The organism is Sulfurovum xiamenensis, from assembly GCF_030347995.1.
GTDB lineage: Bacteria > Campylobacterota > Campylobacteria > Campylobacterales > Sulfurovaceae > Sulfurovum > Sulfurovum xiamenensis.
The window spans coordinates 1-20,393 of sequence record NZ_JAQIBC010000008.1 but is presented as its reverse complement, the minus strand read 5'-3'; the positions used below and the strand labels follow the sequence as shown (position 1 = coordinate 20,393).

The 20,393-nt window shown below is 39.4% G+C and carries 20 protein-coding genes; 15 read left to right on the top strand and 5 right to left on the bottom strand.

The features are described 5' to 3' along the window. Positions 1 to 9 precede the first annotated feature (9 nt). The 3 genes from argC (at position 10) to PF327_RS09445 (ending at position 2,281) form a co-directional block, all read left to right on the top strand. Positions 10 to 1,017 (top strand): N-acetyl-gamma-glutamyl-phosphate reductase, encoded by a 1,008-nt coding sequence (argC, locus tag PF327_RS09455; RefSeq protein WP_289402328.1) that lies wholly within the window; start codon positions 10 to 12, stop codon positions 1,015 to 1,017. A gap of 143 nt (positions 1,018 to 1,160) precedes the next feature. Then, a complete protein-coding gene (locus tag PF327_RS09450; protein WP_289402326.1) occupies positions 1,161 to 1,859 on the top strand; it encodes a UDP-2,3-diacylglucosamine diphosphatase in 699 nt (232 codons plus the stop codon). 8 nt (positions 1,860 to 1,867) lie between these two features. Beyond that, a complete protein-coding gene (locus PF327_RS09445; RefSeq protein ID WP_434481332.1) occupies positions 1,868 to 2,281 on the top strand; it encodes a YqaA family protein in 414 nt (137 codons plus the stop codon). Here PF327_RS09445 and PF327_RS09440 read toward each other — a convergent pair. Continuing rightward, complete coding sequence (locus PF327_RS09440; RefSeq protein ID WP_008242225.1) at positions 2,239 to 2,532, bottom strand: DUF3817 domain-containing protein; 294 nt, start codon at positions 2,530 to 2,532, stop codon at positions 2,239 to 2,241. The genes PF327_RS09445 and PF327_RS09440 overlap by 43 nt on opposite strands. Positions 2,533 to 2,629: 97 nt before the next feature. On the opposite strand from PF327_RS09440, the gene PF327_RS09435 reads away from it, so the two are divergent. After that, positions 2,630 to 3,310: a glycerophosphoryl diester phosphodiesterase membrane domain-containing protein gene (locus PF327_RS09435; RefSeq protein WP_289402323.1), complete on the top strand. Its 681-nt coding sequence runs from the start codon at positions 2,630 to 2,632 to the stop codon at positions 3,308 to 3,310. Positions 3,311 to 3,355: 45 nt separating this feature from the next. Here PF327_RS09435 and PF327_RS09430 read toward each other — a convergent pair whose 3' ends face one another. Continuing rightward, positions 3,356 to 4,273 (bottom strand): methylenetetrahydrofolate reductase, encoded by a 918-nt coding sequence (locus PF327_RS09430; RefSeq protein ID WP_289402321.1) that lies wholly within the window; start codon positions 4,271 to 4,273, stop codon positions 3,356 to 3,358. Between the two features lie 118 nt (positions 4,274 to 4,391). Here PF327_RS09430 and serB point away from each other — a divergent pair, with 118 nt between their 5' ends. From serB to pckA, 8 genes are all read left to right on the top strand, one after another. Further along, on the top strand, positions 4,392 to 5,024 hold the full coding sequence (serB, locus tag PF327_RS09425) for a phosphoserine phosphatase SerB (RefSeq protein WP_289402320.1): 633 nt from the start codon (positions 4,392 to 4,394) through the stop codon (positions 5,022 to 5,024). Beyond that, entirely contained in the window at positions 5,024 to 6,790 is a 1,767-nt protein-coding gene (locus tag PF327_RS09420; protein WP_289402319.1) for an ABC transporter ATP-binding protein, read from the top strand. Before serB ends, PF327_RS09420 begins: the two co-directional genes overlap by 1 nt. Before the next feature lie 12 nt (positions 6,791 to 6,802). Beyond that, a complete protein-coding gene (locus PF327_RS09415) occupies positions 6,803 to 7,567 on the top strand; it encodes an undecaprenyl-diphosphate phosphatase (RefSeq protein ID WP_289402318.1) in 765 nt (254 codons plus the stop codon). A 109-nt stretch (positions 7,568 to 7,676) separates the two neighbouring features. Continuing rightward, positions 7,677 to 9,059, top strand: coding sequence for a DEAD/DEAH box helicase (locus tag PF327_RS09410; protein WP_289402317.1), 1,383 nt, complete (start codon positions 7,677 to 7,679; stop codon positions 9,057 to 9,059). Between the two features lie 71 nt (positions 9,060 to 9,130). Then, positions 9,131 to 9,376, top strand: a complete 246-nt coding sequence (locus tag PF327_RS09405; protein ID WP_289402316.1) for an OadG family protein — start codon at positions 9,131 to 9,133, stop codon at positions 9,374 to 9,376. Between the two features lie 16 nt (positions 9,377 to 9,392). Next, positions 9,393 to 11,198: a biotin/lipoyl-containing protein gene (locus PF327_RS09400; protein WP_289402315.1), complete on the top strand. Its 1,806-nt coding sequence runs from the start codon at positions 9,393 to 9,395 to the stop codon at positions 11,196 to 11,198. A 5-nt stretch (positions 11,199 to 11,203) separates the two neighbouring features. Beyond that, positions 11,204 to 12,529, top strand: a complete 1,326-nt coding sequence (locus PF327_RS09395) for a sodium ion-translocating decarboxylase subunit beta (RefSeq protein ID WP_008242242.1) — start codon at positions 11,204 to 11,206, stop codon at positions 12,527 to 12,529. Between the two features lie 205 nt (positions 12,530 to 12,734). After that, positions 12,735 to 14,324 carry a phosphoenolpyruvate carboxykinase (ATP) gene (gene pckA, locus PF327_RS09390; RefSeq protein ID WP_289402314.1) on the top strand — a complete coding sequence of 530 codons (1,590 nt, stop codon included), beginning with the start codon at positions 12,735 to 12,737 and terminating at the stop codon, positions 14,322 to 14,324. A gap of 134 nt (positions 14,325 to 14,458) precedes the next feature. On the opposite strand, the gene PF327_RS09385 is transcribed toward pckA, so the two are convergent. Together PF327_RS09385 and PF327_RS09380 are read right to left on the bottom strand one after the other, a co-directional pair. Next, positions 14,459 to 14,722: an SHOCT domain-containing protein gene (locus tag PF327_RS09385; RefSeq protein WP_289402313.1), complete on the bottom strand. Its 264-nt coding sequence runs from the start codon at positions 14,720 to 14,722 to the stop codon at positions 14,459 to 14,461. 421 nt (positions 14,723 to 15,143) lie between these two features. Continuing rightward, positions 15,144 to 15,512 carry an ArsR/SmtB family transcription factor gene (locus PF327_RS09380; protein ID WP_289402312.1) on the bottom strand — a complete coding sequence of 123 codons (369 nt, stop codon included), beginning with the start codon at positions 15,510 to 15,512 and terminating at the stop codon, positions 15,144 to 15,146. A 141-nt stretch (positions 15,513 to 15,653) separates the two neighbouring features. On the opposite strand from PF327_RS09380, the gene PF327_RS09375 reads away from it, so the two are divergent. Beyond that, positions 15,654 to 16,565 carry a mercuric transporter MerT family protein gene (locus tag PF327_RS09375; RefSeq protein WP_289402311.1) on the top strand — a complete coding sequence of 304 codons (912 nt, stop codon included), beginning with the start codon at positions 15,654 to 15,656 and terminating at the stop codon, positions 16,563 to 16,565. Between the two features lie 7 nt (positions 16,566 to 16,572). Further along, complete coding sequence (locus PF327_RS09370) at positions 16,573 to 17,925, top strand: class I SAM-dependent methyltransferase (RefSeq protein WP_289402310.1); 1,353 nt, start codon at positions 16,573 to 16,575, stop codon at positions 17,923 to 17,925. Between the two features lie 151 nt (positions 17,926 to 18,076). Here PF327_RS09370 and PF327_RS09365 read toward each other — a convergent pair whose 3' ends face one another. Continuing rightward, a complete protein-coding gene (locus tag PF327_RS09365) occupies positions 18,077 to 18,628 on the bottom strand; it encodes a manganese efflux pump MntP (RefSeq protein ID WP_289402379.1) in 552 nt (183 codons plus the stop codon). Between the two features lie 376 nt (positions 18,629 to 19,004). On the opposite strand from PF327_RS09365, the gene PF327_RS09360 reads away from it, so the two are divergent. After that, the coding region (locus PF327_RS09360; RefSeq protein WP_289402309.1) for an NADP-dependent isocitrate dehydrogenase at positions 19,005 to 20,393 on the top strand (1,389 nt) is incomplete at its 3' end.

Here is a 20,393-nt window from a genome sequence, read left to right as displayed (position 1 = left end):
GGGTATAAGATGGTAAAAGTAGGTGTAGTAGGGGCCAGTGGATACACAGGACTGGAACTGGTGAAGATGTTGGTGACCCATAGTGGCTTTCAGTTGACCTATCTTGCCACGACGCAGGGAGATACAATGATAGAGAAACTGCATCCTTCACTGGTAGATGTGATCAGCTTACCTGTTGAAAAAGCAGATGCCAACTCTGTGGCCGAACGCTGTGAACTTGTTTTCCTGGCTCTGCCGCATAAAGCCTCTATGGGCTTTGCTAAAGCGCTTTTGGATAAAGGGGTCAAAGTTGTCGACCTTTCTGCGGATTATCGTTTAGAGTTGGATACCTATGAAGCGCATTACTGTGCCCATGAAGATAAAGCGCATTTGGGTGATGCAACCTATGCACTGATCGAGTATTATAGAGAAGAGTTGAAGGGTACGAACCTTGCTGCAGGTCCTGGTTGTTATCCAACGGCAACACTGCTGGGTATTTTACCGTTCATACCGTATCTTGATACCTCTGCACCACTTTTTGTCGATGCAAAGTCCGGTGTGAGCGGTGCAGGTAAAACACTGAGTGAGACGGCACATTTCGTGACGATCAACGATAATATCTTTGCTTACAACCCGATCAAACACCGACATGCACCCGAAATAGCAGAGAAGATAGAAAAAATACACGGTGCTAAGATGAATGTCAATTTTGTGCCTCATCTCATTCCTGCGACACGTGGTGAACTGGTCTCTGTCTATGCGACGTTAAAAGAAGATATCGATCCGATGGAAGTGTTGAAAAAACACTATGAAAACGATCCGTTTATCCGTATCAGAGAAACACCGGTCGATATTAAAAGTACGGCAGGCACACACTTTTGTGACATCTTTGCAGCCAAAAACGGCAATGCACTTTTTGTCTCTTCTGCCATAGACAACCTCTTGCGTGGTGCAAGTTCGCAAGCACTTGTGGCTGCGAACTTGATGTGCGGATATGATGAAGGTATGGGCATCCCGACGATCGCCTACATCCCATAAAAATTATTATTTTATAATAGTTTAGATTTCTTTTCTACTTTCCAGAAAAGTAGGCAAAAGTCGTCACGGTTCTCGATGTAATCCAGCAGGAACGAGGACAATCGCTTCGCTTTCAAAGGCGTTTACCGTGACAAGAAAGAGCGATGATTGGAGAATATATGTTTGAGATCAAAGAGCAAGCACTTTTTATTGCTGACTCACACTACCCTCATCATGGAGATGCTTTTTTAGTATTACTGAAAAAGCTAGAGAGTGGAGAACTAGAGACCCCTCAGCTCTTTTTGATGGGTGACAACTTTGATCTGCTCTTTGGACATAATGATTACATTCAGACCTTTTCAAAAGAAGCCATAGATCTTCTGCAAACACTTTCACAAAAACTTGATATATACTACTTCGAAGGAAACCATGATTTTTGCCTCAAAGATGTGTTTCCGGATATTCATGTATACAGTAGAGAAGAGCAACCGGTCATGTTTGATCTGGAAGAGAAAAAAGTGGCGATCTCTCATGGTGATAAATATGCTACAGGATTGGGGTATGACCTCTACTGTAAACTTTTACGTAATAAAAAGACACTGACATTCCTTAAACCTTTTGAAAAGGCGATCATCGATCATCGTATGAAAAAGTTGTCAAAAAAGCATATCTGTTTTACCTTTTCTGGCTTCGAGAAAAGAGTGGAAGAGATACTGGAACACTACAGTGAAGCAGACCTTGTGATCGAAGGCCATTTTCATCAGTGTAAGACAGTAGGTACATACATCTCTTTGCCCTCATTGGCATGCCAGGGCATGGTCGGTGTCATAGAAGAGGGTGAAATGCACTTTAAGACACTTTAATGGTTTATATGACACTTTTTACAGTGGCCTTTCTCTCTGCCACACTACTTCCGTTAGGAAGTGAAGGGTTACTTCTTTACGATATCTCTCAAAACCACTCTCTTATACTTTTATGGTTCTTTGCAACACTGGGTAATACACTGGGATCTATGGTGAATTACTGGTTAGGGTTAAAAGGTGAAAATTATCTAGAAGAAAAAGGGCATCTTTCTGCACAAAAGATGGAAAAAGCAAGAGGTTTTTTTGACAGATATGGAGGGTGGACCCTCCTGTTGTCATGGGTTCCGATCATCGGGGATCCATTGACCTTTATTTCGGGGGTTTTACGTTATAAGTTCAAATGGTTTGCAACTATTGTAGCAGTAGCTAAAGGGACACGTTATGCTATCGTCATCTTTTTAGCAAGCAGTTTGTCTGTATAGAATGAACCAAATGGTATAAGCGAAAAAATAGAGTAGAGTGCCGTCTCTTTCAAAGTAAATCCAGCTTCTTTTTTCGCTTCAATGATCTGATAGATGAATGCAAATACGAGCAGACCATGTAACATACCTACGACTTTAGTGGCAATTGGATAGCCAAAACTGTATTTCATTGGCATAGCGATGAAGATCAGGATGATAAATGAGATCCCTTCTATTTTGTTGACCCAACGGAACTTTTGTAATTCAGACATAGTGTCTCCTAATTAAGATTTTTGTGAGTATATCAGAAGAAGTTTAACAATAATTGTTTTTAAGCTATAATGATTTATTGATACGAAAAGGGACATGATGAAAAATGAAAATGTAGATGTAAAAAACATACCTGAATATGATTTTGATATTATCGAGATGCTTAAAGAGGGGTTTAGACGTATAGAAAGTGTCAAGGGAATATTTTTAGCTGCATTTATTGTCTATGTTGTTATTTCTGTGATCGTACAGATCATATTAGGTACTTTTTTCCCTTCTCCACCACCGCCTGCTGAACCAAACTACCTGAACCAGATGATCGTTACTATCTTAAGTTATCCGGTACTTATGCCGCTTATTGTAGGTGTTATTATGCTTGCCATCCACTATTCACGCGGAGAGCATATAGCATTTCAATCTATATTTAATTATTATCATCTTACGGGTAGGTTGTCATTAGCTGCGTTACTCATCTATATTATGACGGTGATAGGTTTTGTACTGCTTATTCTTCCGGGTATCTACTTGAGTATCGCTTATATCTTTACTTTACCGCTTATAGCAGATAAAGGAATGGATGTCTGGGAGGCAATGGAGCTTTCAAGAAAAACGGTCACAAAACACTGGTTTAAAGTTTTTGGTCTTTTTTTGTTACTCAGTCTCATTATGACACTGGGTGCATTAGCACTCGGTATAGGCCTCATTTGGGCAGTCCCTTTGTTATTTGTGACACTGTATGGATTACTCTATCCGTTGATCTTTGATGGAGTAGAGGTTTAAAGAGGTAGAATCCTTTTTGAAGAATAAGGATTCTGCAGGGCTTGGTCAACCTATGAGTTGACTACACAGATCAAAACGATTGTGTGTCATTAAATGCACTTTTCCGTGGATAGTCATCATTTCATCAAAGATACGTTTTGAAAGGGCAAATCCTACTTCCTGTTCTCTCTCTTCTCCGTCCATTGCTGCGAGGTTCATTTCGTCTATAATGTCTTTAGGTACAGAGATACCAGGGACTTTATCATCAATAAAATTGGCCGTTTTAGCCCTTACGATAGGGAACTGACCTAAGACAAGCTGGGCTTCTTTTGCTGTATCGCGTATGCTCAGCGCTTTGGCTTCTTCAAAAAGCGCTAAGAGTTCTTTGGCATTTTCCAGGGTATATACCGGCTGGGTGATGATGGCACGTGCACCGTAATTGAGTTTCTTGATCATACGTTTTTTCAGGCTGTTCATATCTTTTGCAGTGGCATTGCTCACAGCAAACGGATAGATAGGTTTAGGTGCAGGATTTAACGGCTTATTACTGTAGTCGACCCCTTTGTTGAGGTGGTAGATGATACTGAGAAGCAGGGTTGAATCACGTTCGAGCACACCTTTAACCTCCGGTTGGTCTGAATACTTTGCCGGGTCACCTGTTAATGCAAGGATGCAGCGCAAATCAAAGTCATTTGCTCCAAGCAGGGTGGATTGCAGAGAGAGTTTGTTCTTGTCTCTCATACTCATTGTGGCGATGACAGGCTTTCCGAATGTCTGCTGTACTTTGATGGCAGAGAGAACCCCTGACATCTTGAGTTTTGCCAAAGGGTTGTCTGTACATGAAAAACCTGTGACTTTGTTCTGTAGATCGTGTTTTTTAATGTCAGCAATGATGCCATCTATGGATGCACCGTGAGGAGGGTTTATCTCTACTGTGATGAATTTTTTATCGTTACAAAGAATGTCGCAAAATTTTTCAAACATGAATATACTCTTTATAGTTATAGTTTAATTAGTTATAATTCTACCTAAATAATGCATAGAGGGTTATTACAGAATGACCAAAGCATAATATATTAACAAATATTAATTAGGGATTAGGATGAGTAAATTAGCCGTATTTGACTTTGATTCAACATTGATGGATGGCGAGACCATTGATTTTCTTGCAGCCCCACTTGGACTTGAAGAGCAGGTTGCAGCGATAACCGAGCGTGCAATGGCAGGCGAGTTGGATTTCTACAAGTCCCTTAGAGCAAGGGTAGCCCTGCTTGAAGGCCTGGAAGAGGAGAAGGTCAACGAGATCTGCAGCGATCTCCCAATGATGCCCGGTGCGCAAGAAGTAGTCACAGGGCTCAAAGAGAGAGGGTATACAGTGGTCTGTTTCTCAGGCGGTTTTAGAAATGCCACAAAACCAGCTTGTGAGAGACTGGGGGTGAATGCAGACTTCTCAAATTTCTTACATGCTGAAAATGGTGTATTGACCGGACAGGTAGGCGGAGAGATGATGTACAGTAATGCCAAGGGTGATATGATCATCCGTATGCAGGGACTGCTTGGTGTAGGTCGTGAAGATACACTGGTCGTAGGCGACGGAGCCAATGACCTCAGTATGTTCGCCCATGCAGATACACGTGTGGCATTTTGTGCAAAACCTGTACTGAAAGAGGCGGCTACGCATTGTGTAGATGAGAAAGACCTCACACAGATACTTCAGATAGTAGACTCGATCTAATGCAAAATAACAGTTGTAGTATCAAAGGCATTGTACGACAACTGTTCGACCATAAAAAAGATGTCTTTTTAGGCAATGTGCTTGCACTGCTCTCGACACTGCTTGTTGTTATCATTCCACTCTTTATCCCTATACTTGTCGATGAGCTTTTACTGGGACAGGACCATGGATTCATCACTTGGATATCTGAACACCTCTTTACTTCGGACACCAAAGGGTATGTACTCTTTGTGTTAGCCCTTATCATCTTTCTTCGCGTCTCCAGCGTACTTCTAAGCATTATGCAAAGCAGAATATTTACGATCATATCAAAAAATATTACGTATAAAATGAGAGAGTCTTTACTGAAACATCTTAAATATGTTTCACTCAAAGAGTATGAGACGATGCGTGTCGGAGCGGTGACTTCCAAACTGGTCACGGATGTAGAGACGATAGACGGTTTTGTCAGCAGTACGATCTCTAAGTTCATCATCGCTTCTTTTGTGTTGCTTTTTTCTGCAGCGGTCCTCCTGTGGATCCATTGGCAGCTTGCCCTGTTCATTTTGATCACCAATCCCATCGTGGTCTTCTTTACTGCCAAACTGGCACGAAATATCGGTAAACTTAAAAAAGAGGAAAACAAAGCGGTGGAACTCTTTCAGTCTGCATTGAATGAAACGTTGGAGCTCTTTCATCAGATACGTGCAGCAAATAAAGAAGCCTACTTCTTTGATAAGAGTGAAGTGAAGGCCAGGGAACTCAAAGAGCATGCGATCGCATACGGGTATAAAAGTGAAGCAGCGATGAAGTATTCTTACCTGGTATTTTTGAGTGGCTATGAGGTTTTCAGGGCAGTGAGTATCCTAGCGGTAGCATACTCTGATCTCTCCGTGGGATTGATGCTCGCTATTTTTTCATATCTCTGGGTGATGGTAACACCCACACAGGATATTATTAATTTTCAGTATGCACTCTCTACCGCCAGGGCAGCCTGTGCACGTATAAACAGCATCTATACGATGGAGCAGGAGCCACAAAGAGAAGAAGCGCACGATCCTTTTGCTTCTCAACATGCGATTGATATAGAGGTAAAGGATCTTTCATTCGCCTACCAGAAAAACAAAAAAATATTAACTAATATCAATATGAATATTAAGAAAGGGTCAAAGATTGCTATCGTCGGTGCGAGCGGCTCGGGAAAGACAACACTCTCTAACATACTTGTCGGTTTCTATCCTTTTGATGAAGGCGAGGTTGTGTATGGAGGTGTATCGAACAAATCACTGAAACTTTCCACTATTAGAGAAAATATTCATCTCATCTTGCAACATCCTAAACTCTTTAATGATACAATGTTGTTCAATCTAACGCTAGGCAAAACGTACAGTGCGGATGCAGTACAAAAAGCACTCGAGATCGCACAGCTTACGAATGTTATAGAGCGTTTAGATCTGGGACTTGATACGCTGGTCGGAAAAGACGGTATCAAGCTTAGTGGAGGACAGCGTCAGAGAGTAGCGATAGCAAGGATGATCTTATCTGATCCAAAAGTGGTGATCTTTGATGAATCAACCTCGGCTTTGGATGTGCATACAGAAATGAAACTGTTTGATGCACTGCATGACTTTTTGTCTCAAAAGACAGTGATCACTATTGCACACAGACTCAGTACGATAAAAAGTGCAGAGTTCATTTATGTGTTGGAAGATGGTGAAGTGGTTGATAGTGGTACACCAAAGGCACTCTTGGCAAAAGATGAGAGTTATTTTTCCAGCATGGTTTAAAAAAGGTATACATTGGATATTTTTCAAGCGATAATCATAGGTATTATCGAAGGGTTTACAGAGTTTCTTCCCATTTCATCGACAGGGCATATGATAGTTGCCAGTAAGTTCTTGGGTGTTTCCCAGGATGCACTGACAAAAGCGTATGAGGTCATCATCCAATTTGCTGCGATCATGGCGGTCATGCTTATCTACAAAGAAAAGATCACTTTCAAGAAAGTGGCACTTTGGCAAAAACTCTTTGTTGCTTTTTTACCTTTGGCCATCGTAGGCTTTATCTTCAAAGATCAGATCAAAACACTATTTACTGTTGAGGTTGTGGCATGGATGTTCATCATCGGTGGTCTGATCTTTCTTTTGCTTGAATATTTTTACAAAGAAAAAGAGTGGCATATCTCTGACGTGGAAGCGGTCACTTATAAACAGGCTCTATGGGTCGGTATTGCCCAGATATTTTCACTCATTCCCGGTACAAGTAGAGCAGGGGCCACCATTGTGGGTGGGTTATTGGTAGGTATGGACAGAAAAGCATCTGCAGAGTTCTCTTTCTTACTTGCGATTCCTGTCATGGCAGCAGTGACGGGGTATGACTTTCTGAAACACTATCAGGATTTTGCAGATGCCAACTGGGGAGCATTTATTGCAGGATTCATTATAGCATTTATCGTAGCCTATCTCACGATCAAACTTTTTTTAGCATTTATTCAGCGTTTTACATTTGTCGCGTTTGGTATCTATAGGATAGTGTTTGGAGTGATTTTATTGATATACATTTAAATTGAAAACAGATCTGAATTTATAGAACCTCTTGCGGGAGTTTCTTTTAAGTTCAAAACAAGATTTTTTGGACATGAATGAGGTATGCCTCATATTTTAAAGGTAAATAATGAAATTTAATGAATTTGATTTTCATGCTGATCTGGCAAAAGGTGTGAAAATAGCAGGCTTTAAAGAGCCTAGTCCTATCCAGGAGATGGCTATTCCTATCATTGCTAATGGGAGTGATATGGTAGGTCAAGCCCATACAGGTACGGGAAAGACAGCAGCATTTGGTCTTCCTATGATGGATAAACTTGCCAAAGGTGAGATAGAAAGAGCATTGGTCATCACACCTACAAGAGAGTTGGCAACACAGGTAGCGGATGAACTCTATCATTTGGGACGTTTTGCAGGTATTAGAACATTGACAGTCTATGGTGGTGTAGGGTATGGACGTCAGATAGCACTGATACATAAAGGTGTACAGATCGTCGTAGCAACACCAGGAAGATTGAAAGATCTTTATAGAAAAGGGAAGATCGATGTGTTGAACCCTGAGATCGTTGTACTGGATGAAGCAGATGAAATGCTTGATATGGGTTTTCTTGATGAGATCAAAGAGATCTTTGAATATATTCCTCAGAACAGACAAACACTGCTCTTCTCTGCAACGATGCCTGAACCGATCAAAGAGTTGGCGAATAATATTTTGTATCAACCAGAGTATATCTCTGTTGTAGGTGATGAAGAGACGACAAACAACATCATTGATCAACGCTATTATGTGATCCATGAACACCAAAGAGATGAAGCGATCGTCAAACTCCTTGAAACAGAAAAGACCAATAAATGTATCATCTTCTGTCGTATGAAAAGAGAAGTAGACAGGTTGACCGAACATTTACAGGCATTGGGATTTAATGCCAATGGTTTACACGGTGACTTGGAACAGATGGACAGGGAAGTGGTCATTAAAGCCTATAGAAGGGGTGAAACCAAGATCATGGTGGCTACAGATGTCGCCGCACGTGGCTTGGATGTCAAAGATGTCACACATGTCTTTAATTATCATATTCCTTTTGACCCGCAAAGTTATGTACACCGAATCGGTCGTACAGGACGTGCAGGAAGAAGTGGTCAAGCTATCACTTTGGTGACAACCGAAGAGTTCAAAGAGCTTCAACGTATCCAAAAAGAAGTAGGTGCAGAGATGCGTTTAGCTACGATTCAAGGTGGCTTAGGACTGGATGATGCAAGCTGTGAATATTTGGCTGAACAGATCAGAAATATCCAGGTACATGACGATGCAGCAACATTATTGGAGTACATGGGTGATATGGACAAAGAGCTGCTTCTGACAAAACTCATTTCACGTATCATAGAAGAAGAACAGCAAAACATAGGAACACAGATAGGTTTTGATCAAAATACTGTAGATCAGATGATTCAAGGATATGTAGAGGAACAAAAAGTTACGCGTAATAAGAATCGTAGAAAAAAGAGAAGATAATTCTTCTTTTTTACCTAATAACAAGCAAAACTATTTTAAAATCTGTAAACTTATAAAGTGAGGTCAATCACATGGAAATAGATTTAGTAAGCGAAGGCTTAAAATTTATGGTGCTGGGAATGCTGATCGTATTTATCTTTCTAGTTATCCTGGTTCAGGTAATGAAGCTACAAGCTAAAATCATCAGTAAGTACTTCCCTGATAAAGCAGTTGAAGCAGCTCCTGTTTCAACCAATGCTGCACAGGAAGCTGAGAAAGAAGCACATCATGTTGCAGCTATCGTTGCAGCAATCAAAGAATTTCGTAAACAATCATAAAAACAAGGTATCGTAAATGGCTAAAAAATATATTGATGTAATGGACACAACTTTTAGAGACGGATTTCAGTCTGTCTTTGGTGGTCGTGTACTTATGGATGATTTCTTCCCTGCTGTAGAGGCAGCGAAGAATGCAGGTATTAATCACTTCGAATTTGGTGGTGGAGCAAGATTCCAATCACTCTTCTTCTACTTACAAGAAAATGCATTTGACATGATGGACGGTTTTAGAGAGATCGTAGGGCCGGATGCTAACCTTCAAGTACTTTCACGTGGTATCAACACAGTAATGCTTGATACTGGTAGCCGTGAAATGATAGAACTCTTTGCAAAAATGTTTAAAAAGCATGGTACAACAACCGTACGTAACTTTGATGCATTGAATGATGTGAACAATCTTGCATTTTCTGCAGAAATGATCAAAAAACATGGCCTTGACCATGAAGTAGTGGTAACAATGATGGACCTTCCTCCGGGATGTAAAGGTGCGCATGATGTTGCTTTTTATGAAAAAACACTCAGAAATATCTTAGACTCAGGTATCTCTTTTGACAGTGTTTGTTTCAAAGATGCATCAGGAACAGCAAACCCTCATAAAGTCTATGAAACGATCACTATGGCTAGAAAGCTTCTTGGCGAGAGTGTACACTTGAGACTTCATACACATGAAACCGCAGGTGTTTCTGTAGCATCATATCTTGCTGCACTGGATGCAGGAGCAAATGGTATCGATATGGCAGCTTCACCTGTAAGTGGTGGTACCAGCCAACCGGATATCCTTACAATGCTTCATGCAACAAAAGGAACAGATTATAACCTTGGTGATCTACAGCTTGATAAAGTGCTTAAGTATGAAGAGAGACTTAAAGAGTGTCTTTCTGATTATATGATCCCGCCTGAAGCAACACAGGTATCACCGCTTATTCCATTCTCACCTATGCCTGGTGGTGCATTGACAGCCAATACTCAAATGATGAGAGATGCGGGAGACCTTGAGAAATTTGATCAAGTGATCGCTGCAATGAAAGAGGTTGTAGAGCGTGGTGGTTATGGTACATCTGTAACACCAGTAAGTCAATTCTACTGGCAGCAGGCATATGCCAACGTAATGTTCGGACCATGGAAACAGATCGCTCCAGGATATGGACGTATGGTACTTGGTTACTTCGGTAAAACACCGGTACAAGCAGATGAAGAGATCATCAAACTCGCATCTGACAAATTAGGTCTAGAACCAACGACAGAAAATCCTTTGGATATTGCGGATAGAGATGAAACAAAATCCATCGCACACTGGACAAAAGTACTTGAAGATGAAGGTTTGTCAACTTCAGATGAAAACATCTTCATCGCAGGTGCATGTGCAGAAAAAGGTATTGCGTTCTTGAAGGGTGAAAGTCCTCTCATGGTAAGAAAAGGTCAAGAAAATAATTGTAAGGGAGAAAAAGAGATGGCAGGAAATTATACAGTAGTAGTAGATGGTAAACAATATAGCGTACAAGTAGCAGAGGGTGAGGGAGATATCCAAATTGCACCTGCAGCGCCTGCAGCACAAGTAAATGCAGTAGCAGAAGCAGCAACACCGGCATTGGTACCAGGTGCAGCAGGAAGTGTGGAGATACACTCACAGACTCCAGGTAATGTATGGAAGATCGTGAAAAACCCGGGTGATACTGTTGCTGAAGGTGATGTGATCATGATCCTTGAAGCGATGAAGATGGAAATCGATATCGCTGCACCACAAGCGGGTAAAATTGCCTCAATTAATGTCAATGTCAACGATGCAGTCGCAGACGGACAACTTCTAGCCACGATGGAGTAGTCGGTATGAAGCTTAAACATCTTTTACTCTCGATGATGTTCGCTTTTACAGCACTCACATCAACAGTGCAAGCCAGTGTGCATGAAGCACCTGCTGCACCTGCACAAGAAGAACAAGCCTATGAACCTAAATCTATCACGCAACTTCTTGTGAGCTTTTTTGAAACTACAGGTCTTAATGCAATGGTAAACCCAGAAGAGGGTGTCAAGAATGGTCATGGTGATGAGATGAGTTTATTTGCCCAAAGTTGGGGTAAACTTATTATGTTTATTATCATTTTTCTTCTTTTCTATTTAGCTATCGCTAAAGGATTTGAACCACTTCTTCTTTTACCTATCGCTTTTGGTGGACTTCTCGCCAATATACCTATTGCCAATATGACAGGCGACCATGGAATGCTGGGTATTATCTATAATATGGGTATTGCTAACGAATTCTTCCCTTTGTTGATCTTTATGGGTGTTGGAGCGATGACAGACTTCGGACCACTTCTTTCTAACCCTAAAACAGCACTTCTTGGTGGGGCTGCTCAGTTCGGTATCTTTGGTTCATTGGTTGGTGCAGCAGCACTTTCTCAGTATACAGGCATGGTAGACTTTACACTGAAACAATCTGCAGCGATCAGTATTATCGGTGGGGCTGATGGTCCTACATCTATCTTCATCGCGTCGGCATTGGCACCGGAACTTCTTGGAGCAATCGCAGTTGCAGCCTATTCATACATGGCATTGGTTCCAGTGATCCAGCCACCGATAATGAGAGCGTTAACAACAAAAGAAGAGCGTCAGATCGTAATGAAGACCACGAGAAAAGTAAATAGACTTGAAAAGCTTATTTTCCCTCTGATCGTTATTATGATGATCGCACTTATCTTACCGGATGCAGCACCACTTATGGGTTCTTTTGCACTTGGTAACTTTGCAAAAGAGTCAGGGGTTGTTGACAGACTTTCTAATGAGATGCAAAATTCACTCATTAACATTGTGACTATTTTCCTTGGTCTGGGTGTGGGTTCTAAACTTGCTTCAGATTCATTCCTGGTAGCTGAGACAATGGGTATTATGATCATTGGTCTTCTTGCCTTCGCTGCGGGTACAGCAGCAGGTGTGATCATGGGTAAGATCATGAACAAGTTCTCAAAAGAGCCTATTAACCCACTTATCGGTGCAGCGGGGGTTTCTGCGGTACCGATGGCAGCAAGGGTTGTAAGTAAAGTTGGTTCTGAAGAAAAACCGGGTAATATTCTACTCATGCATGCTATGGGTCCAAACGTGGCTGGTGTTATCGGATCAGCAGTAGCAGCAGGTGTACTACTCTCTATCTTTAAATAAAACGTAGTATTACAGTTTATGCTTCCTCTTTTGAGGAAGTATAAGTGAGCAAATAGAGACGATTTCCTCACTTATGCTTTAGCATTAAACATAAAAAGCGGTACCACTTGAGTACTCTACCGAAGAGAGAACTCAGTGTGAACGTAGTAAAGACGGACTTGGTTCGTTTTACATTAAAATAAAAAAAGAAAGAAATAGGATACTTATGAGTACTAAAACGCCCAACGGACTTGATAAACTAGGATTGAAAGATATTGGAGATATCTATTACAATTTAAGTTATGACGAGTTGCAAGCGCACGAGGTAAACAGCGGAGAGTGTAAGATCTCAACATCAGGTACAGCAATGTGTGATACAGGAATCTTCACAGGACGTAGTCCTAAAGATAAATATTTTGTTGATCAAGCACCTTCAAACGAACATATCGCTTGGGGTGATGTCAATGCAAAGATCAGTAAGGAAGTGTATGATGAACTTCTTGATCTTACGTTAACTCAACTTTCTGGTAAGAACATTTATGTGACAGATGTCTATGCTGGAGCAAGTGCAGCTAGTAAGCGTTCTGTACGTTTTGTGACAGAAGTAGCATGGCAGGCACACTTTGTTAAAAATATGTTCATCCGTCCTACGGAATCTGAACTGGAAAGATTTCAACCAGACTTTACCGTCTATAATGCATGTAAAGCGGTAGATGAAAAGTACAAAGAACACGGGTTGAATTCTGATGTGTTTGTCGTCTTTAATGTGGAAGAGAATATCGGTATCATCGGTGGTACCTGGTATGGTGGTGAGATGAAAAAAGGTATCTTCTCTATGATGAACTACTGGCTCCCACTTGAGGGTAAACTTCCTATGCACTGTTCAGCGAATGTAGGTAAAGATGGTGATGTTTGTCTATTCTTTGGACTTTCCGGTACAGGAAAAACGACGCTTTCAACAGATCCTCAAAGAGCACTTATCGGTGATGATGAACATGGTTGGGACAATCATGGTGTCTTTAACTTTGAAGGTGGATGTTACGCAAAAGTGATCAATCTTGATGAGAAATCCGAACCAGAGATCTATGGTGCGATTGTGAAAGATGCACTTTTGGAGAATGTTGTTGCCGATGAACATGGTAATGTTGACTATACGGATGGTTCTAAAACGGAGAACACACGTGTATCCTATCCTATAGAGCATATTGAAAATCATAAAAAAGACCTGCAGGCAGGTCACCCGAATAACATTATCTTCCTTTCAGCTGATGCATTTGGTGTCTTGCCTCCGGTAAGTAAATTGACCAAAGAGCAGGCGATGTACTATTTCCTTAGTGGATATACAGCAAAAGTGGCTGGAACAGAAAGAGGCATTACTGAGCCTGTAGCAACCTTCTCTGCATGTTTTGGTGAAGCCTTCTTACCACTGCATCCAACCGTCTATGCAAAACTTCTTGGTGAGAAGATAGATGAGCATGGTGTAAATGTATACCTGGTCAATACGGGATGGACAGGCGGTCCTTACGGTACGGGTAAGCGTATGAGTATCAAAAATACAAGAGCATGTATCGATGGTATTTTGAGTGGTGCTATCTTGAATACAGAATTTGAAACACTTGATACCTTTAATCTTGCTATCCCTAAAACGTTAGAGGGTGTAGATACAGCTGTACTTAACCCAAGAAACACATGGAAAGATAAAGCGGAGTATGACGCTATGTTAGCGAAGCTTGCCGGTATGTTCCAGGAGAATTTCCATCGCTATGATGGAAATGGTGATGAGTTTGACTTCGCATCTGCAGGTCCTCAATTATAAAACTGAAGACTCACACAACATGATGTGTGAGTCCTTACACCCCACTTTTTATATCACTAAATTAACACTAGCCAGTACTCTATCACAACTTAACTCATTAACGGTCTTATAGATATAACCTTTAAACTGTTTAGTTAACTAAGGATATCCTTTTTCATCTGTTCAAACTCCTCCTTAGTAATCTCTCCATTCGCATATCTCTTTTTCAATATTTCTAACGCTGAATCCGTTTCTTCACCTTTTTTGTAATAACCTTCAGGTCCCCACCACGGTAATCTACAGCCTCCTCTCCCACGTCCAGCAAGTACAAAGAAGACAATAATTAAGATTATGAACATAAGCATAGGGAAAAACCACATCCCACCTCCATGCCACATACAAGGTTGATCTGCTATCATAGTTGTTTCCTCCTTATTAGGGTGTTATACACCATTTAATATGATCTAACTATTTATGAAAAGAACAAAATGTTTTTCTATGAACCATATGTGAGACCTGTCAATCCTATGATCAATAGTACTCTAAATGGAACGCTAACATTTTTTATACTCATCCCTTTATCAATTTACTCTATATCAAAGTATAAAACGTTAATGTGCAAAGAGTGTGTAGAAAGAGCATTGATGATCTGGTTTATACTATCCTTCTAACAAAGGGAAAATTTTATAAATTGATATATTTTAAAAGGCTTTTTTACCCATTGGAGTTTAGTTTACATGGCTCAGAAAATATGGAAGTATAGGAAGTACACAAGCTGGGATGAATAAGATACTCATAGGAGTGAGGAAATAAAGATATGAGGAAAGATAGAAAAATCTTTTATTTGGTATTGTCAAATTGGAATACTACACCTTTTTCATAATCCCCAACAAGCGTTTTAAAACATGAAGCTATTTCTTTCATTGTTTCAATATTAGGTTCAATATAAATTTTATTTTTGCTCTTTGTCATTGTTATGATCTTTGCATCTTTCAGCTCTTTAAGATGCCGAGATATCGTAGGCAGTGCAAAATCAAATTGTTCGGCGATACTTGTAACACATGTAGCTTGAGCGATCATATCATCTTTGGGTTGGCTCTCATCAATAGAGCAGGCATATCCACCTGTAAAGATGTTTTTAAAGATTTTAAAACGTGTTTCATTTCCCAATGCTTTAAAAATTTTAATCTTAGCATCCATATCAAGCATAATATTACCTTGTGAATTTTTAATGATTATAGCTAAAGTAATTGAATTTAGCAATTTAGACAATTAACTTTATTTTAAGTAGGGTATATATACAATCTCAAGGAATTTAGTTAATAAGCTAAATAGATAAAAGGATTGTGAATGGTAAACAAAAAAATTATAGCTGCTCTTATAGCAACGATTACGGCATCTTTATGTTGTGTTACTCCTGTATTGGCAGTTTTGGCAGGTTCTAGTAGTTTGGCTACGAGTTTTTCATGGATGGAGCCTTATCATAATTATTTAGTCGGGTTGACTGTATTGGTGCTACTATATGCATGGTGGGACAAACTGAGAGTAAAGAGAAAAGATGTTGAATGTGCCTGTGATGATACCTCAGGTTTTTTTTCAAGTAAAAAGTTTTTAGCCCTAGTCACACTGTTTTCAATTGTGATGCTGACTTTTCCACAATGGGGATACACCTATTTTAAAACAGAAGAAGCATGTAAGACCTGTGTAGTTGAAGAAAAAGAAGAAACAACAGTCGTTGAAAAGCAAAAACCTGTGATTGAAAATCATACAGAGGCCAAGCAAGAATTACCTGTTTTTAAATATATGCGTGATGAAAAAGCACATCCAACGGCATGTAATCAAAAGGCATGCGCTGGCACAGGACGTAGAGAAGTAGATGCTCTTATGAATCACGCCAAAGATGAAGTGGAAGAGATGTCACCTGTAGTATTAAAGAAGATGATCGATAATGAAGATGATTTTATACTTTTGGATGTGAGAGAAGCAGAACAAAGAGCGGAAGGTGCTATCTATGCTGATGAGACTATAATGGTCACAAGAGGTAATCTTGAATTTGAGATTATGAATAAAATTAAAAATAAAGATGCCGTCATTGTTACCTATTGTCGTAGTGGAGGACGTAGTTTGTTTGCAGCCCAAACATTAAAACACTTGGGATATCAGAATACCTATAATTTAAAAGGTGGATTAAAAGGCTGGGCTAGAGCTAGTTTTCCTTTTGATAATGGATTTGGTGTCGTTCGACAAGTAACGGAAGAGTAGTAAGATCATGGATAGTCATAAGCAAATTATAGAACTCTATTCAGAGTTGGCAGAAAATCCTCACAAAAATTTTGGCTGGGATAAAGGTTTAGAGAACGCGAAAGCGCACGGTTATAAAGAGGAATGGATAAAGGCTCTACCACATGAGATCTGGAAGTATTGTGCTGCTGTTGGCAATCCTTTTAATGAAGCAGATATAGAAGAAGGTGATACTGTTTTAGATCTAGGTTGTGGTGCGGGTGTAGATGTGTTAGTGGCACGCTTACTTGTTGGTAAAACAGGAAAAGTATATGGAGTAGATATTACTCCAAAGATGGTTGAAACTGCATCGAAACATGCAAAAATGGCTGGCTTTGATAATGTCGAAATCTTAGAGAGTAGTTTTGATAATGTGATGCTTGAAGATGAGAGTGTGGATGTAGTCATTTCAAATGGTGCCATTAACCTCACTTCCTGCAAAGAGTCTGTATTTGCAGAGATTTATCGTGTGTTAAAACCAAATGGTAAAATTTATTTTGCTGATATGATAGATATTTCCGAGCCATCATGTTGTACTATAGAACAAAGTTCATGTTGTGCAAGTTCTGGTGAAGAGGATTGGGCAAACTGTGTAGCTGGAACACTGCATGAAAACGAACTTATAGAGCTCATTCAAAAAGCTGGCTTTAAAGAGGTCGAATGTACAGGGTATACGCACTATACAACGGCTGAAACAACCAAAGGTGCGACATTTAGTGCTACAAAAATTCCTGCTGATGTAAGAAGAGAAAATCATTGGGATGGTTTATTTCAAAACACAGATTACACGCAAGTACTTTGGCATCAAAGTTCACCACAAAAATCGGTAGAATTGATAGAGAAGTATGTAAAAGATGAGGCAAATATCATTGATATTGGTAGTGGCGCTTCTTATCTTGTAGATCATTTGCTCCAAAATGGATATAAAAACATCACTCTACTCGATACATCAAAAACTGCGCTGGAAATAGTGAGATCACGAATAAAAAATGAGAACGTACAATTGATTTGCAGTGATATATTACATTTCAAAAATGACAAAAGATATGATCTGTGGCATGATAGAGCAGCATTTCATTTTTTACTTTCAAAAAAGGAGAGAGAACAATATTTTAAGGTTTTAGAGAATTCACTTGAACCTAAAGGGATAGCTGTCATTAGTACATTTAAGGTAAATGGCCCAATTCAATGTGCAGGATTGGATATTGTACAATATAATCATCAAAAGATGTTAGAAGAGCTTCCTTCAGATTTAACCCTTATAGAGAGCGAAGAATTCACCCATGTTACGCCTAAAGAGACTACACAAGAGTATATCTATTTCGTAATTCAAAAGAAATAATTTAGACATGTTTGAATCATTCACAGATAAATGACTCAAGATAAAAACCTTATAAAATATAGAACATTATAAGGTTTTCTATTTTCTTTTGATATGCATTATTATGTGATATATTTTTACCAATATATTACCTATAGATTCTATTTTTTAATTAATATAAAGTGTGTTCAATTAATATTTTTACACCAATTCCTATTAAGATCACACCACCAAGTTTTTCAGCCTTGTCTTCTAAAAAACCGCCACCCTTGGAACCGATATAAACACCAAAAAAGCTAAATATATAAGTCACCACACCTATAATGATCATAGATATATAAGGATTGAGCTGAAGTAAATTTAGCGTGAATCCAGCTGCCATTGCATCTATACTTGTTGCAATAGCTAAATATAGTAATAGTTTATTGGTGATTTTTGCAATATCCTCTTCAATATTTTCACCAAAACTCTCATAAAGCATTTTCACACCAAGAATACTTAATAAGGTAAAAGCAATCCAATGATCCAATGATTCTATAACACTTCCCAGACCAATATTGGAAAGATAACCAAACAGTGGCATTAAAGCTTGAAAAAAACCAAAAAACAATCCAACTTTAAGAGCTAAAAATGTATCAAAATATTTGTTTTTAACACCAATGCCTATTGACACTGCAAACGCATCCATACTTAGAGCGAATGCCAGTAAGAAAACTTCTAACATCATTAAACCCCTATTTACTTCTGACTTCAAATTTTATTTTGCAATAGTATCAAAATAACAATATAAACCTCTTAGAATCCAACATAAAATATCACGGCTAAAAAAACTCATAAGGTTATCTTTTTCATTTCACAAGATGTTCAGTTCCCTTATCTTTGATTCAAAACTTGTAGTGCATTTCATTGGATTTGAGTGTTTTTATCGAAATTGGTAAAAATACTCAAATTATAGAGTCATGATGGTTCACTTATTATAATAATTATGTGTATTTATGAAACAAATATTTTAAATAGGATAAAATATATCTTATTAATTAGATTTTTTTTTAAATAATATGTTACTTTTTTGTACATCAATTATATTACAAGGAAAAAATATGTCAAACTTACCAAAAATCATTTGGTCAAAAATCGATGAGGCGCCGGCACTCGCTACGTATTCATTACTTGCAATCGTCAATGCTTTTACTAAAGAAGCAGGCGTTGAAGTTGTAGAGAGTGATATCTCACTTGCTGGAAGAGTACGTGCAGCTATGGGTCTTGCAGAAGATGAGTTGTCTAAACTAGGAGAAGTAGTACTTCAACCAGACGGGAACGTGATCAAACTTCCAAACATCTCTGCATCAGTAGGTCAGCTAAAAGACTGTATTGCTGAGCTTCAAGGTCAAGGTTACGATATCCCTAACTACCCAGAAGAGCCTGCAAACGCTGAAGAAGAAGCGATCCAAGCTAAATACAATGTATGTCTTGGTTCTGCAGTTAACCCGGTACTAAGAGAAGGGAACTCAGACAGAAGAGCAGCAAAAGCGGTAAAAAGATTTGCACAAAACAACCCACACAGACTTAAAGCAGTGGATGAGAACTGTCAAGCATATGTTGCTCATATGGGTGGAAAAGGTGACTTCTTTGGTCATGAAAAATCTGTAACATCTACTGCAGACCAAAAAGTAACGATCGCGCTTAACGGTAAAGAGTTGACTTCTATCGATGCACTGGCAGGTGAAGTACTTGACGGTACATTCATGTCTGTTGCTGCTCTTAGAGCATTCTATAAGCAAACGATCGAAGATGCAAAAGCAAAAGGACTTATCTGGTCACTACACCTTAAAGCAACAATGATGAAGATCTCTGACCCAATTATGTTCGGTCACGCATTTGAGATCTTCTTTGCAGATGTATTCGCTAAATATGCTGATACATTCAAAGCATTAGGTGTGAACCCTAACATGGGTATGTCTGACCTTGAGAAAAAGATCGCTGGTCACGCTCAAGAAGCTGAGATCAAAGCTGCATTCCAAGCAGTAGTTGATTCTGATGCACCAAAGATCGCAATGGTTGACTCTGATAAAGGTGAAACGAACTTCAACGCATCTAATGATGTCATTATCGATGCTTCTATGCCTGTCGTAGTAAGAGAAGGTGGTAAGCAGTGGGATAGAACTGGTGCAGCTGGTGAAACTGTTGCTGTAGTTCCTGATTCAACTTACGCGATGTTCCACGAAGAGATGGTAGCTGATATCGTGAAAAATGGTCAATACGATGTATCTACAATGGGTGCAATGCAAAATATCGGTCTTATGGCTCAAAAAGCAGAAGAGTACGGTTCTCACCCAACCACTTTCGAACTGGCTGAAGCTGGTACAGTAACTGTAACAGGTAGCGTAGATGGTGAAATGATGAGCTTTGAGTGTGAAGCTGGAGATATCTGGAGACTTGCTAGAACAAAAGATATTCCGGTGAGAGACTGGGTAAGATTGACTGTTGAA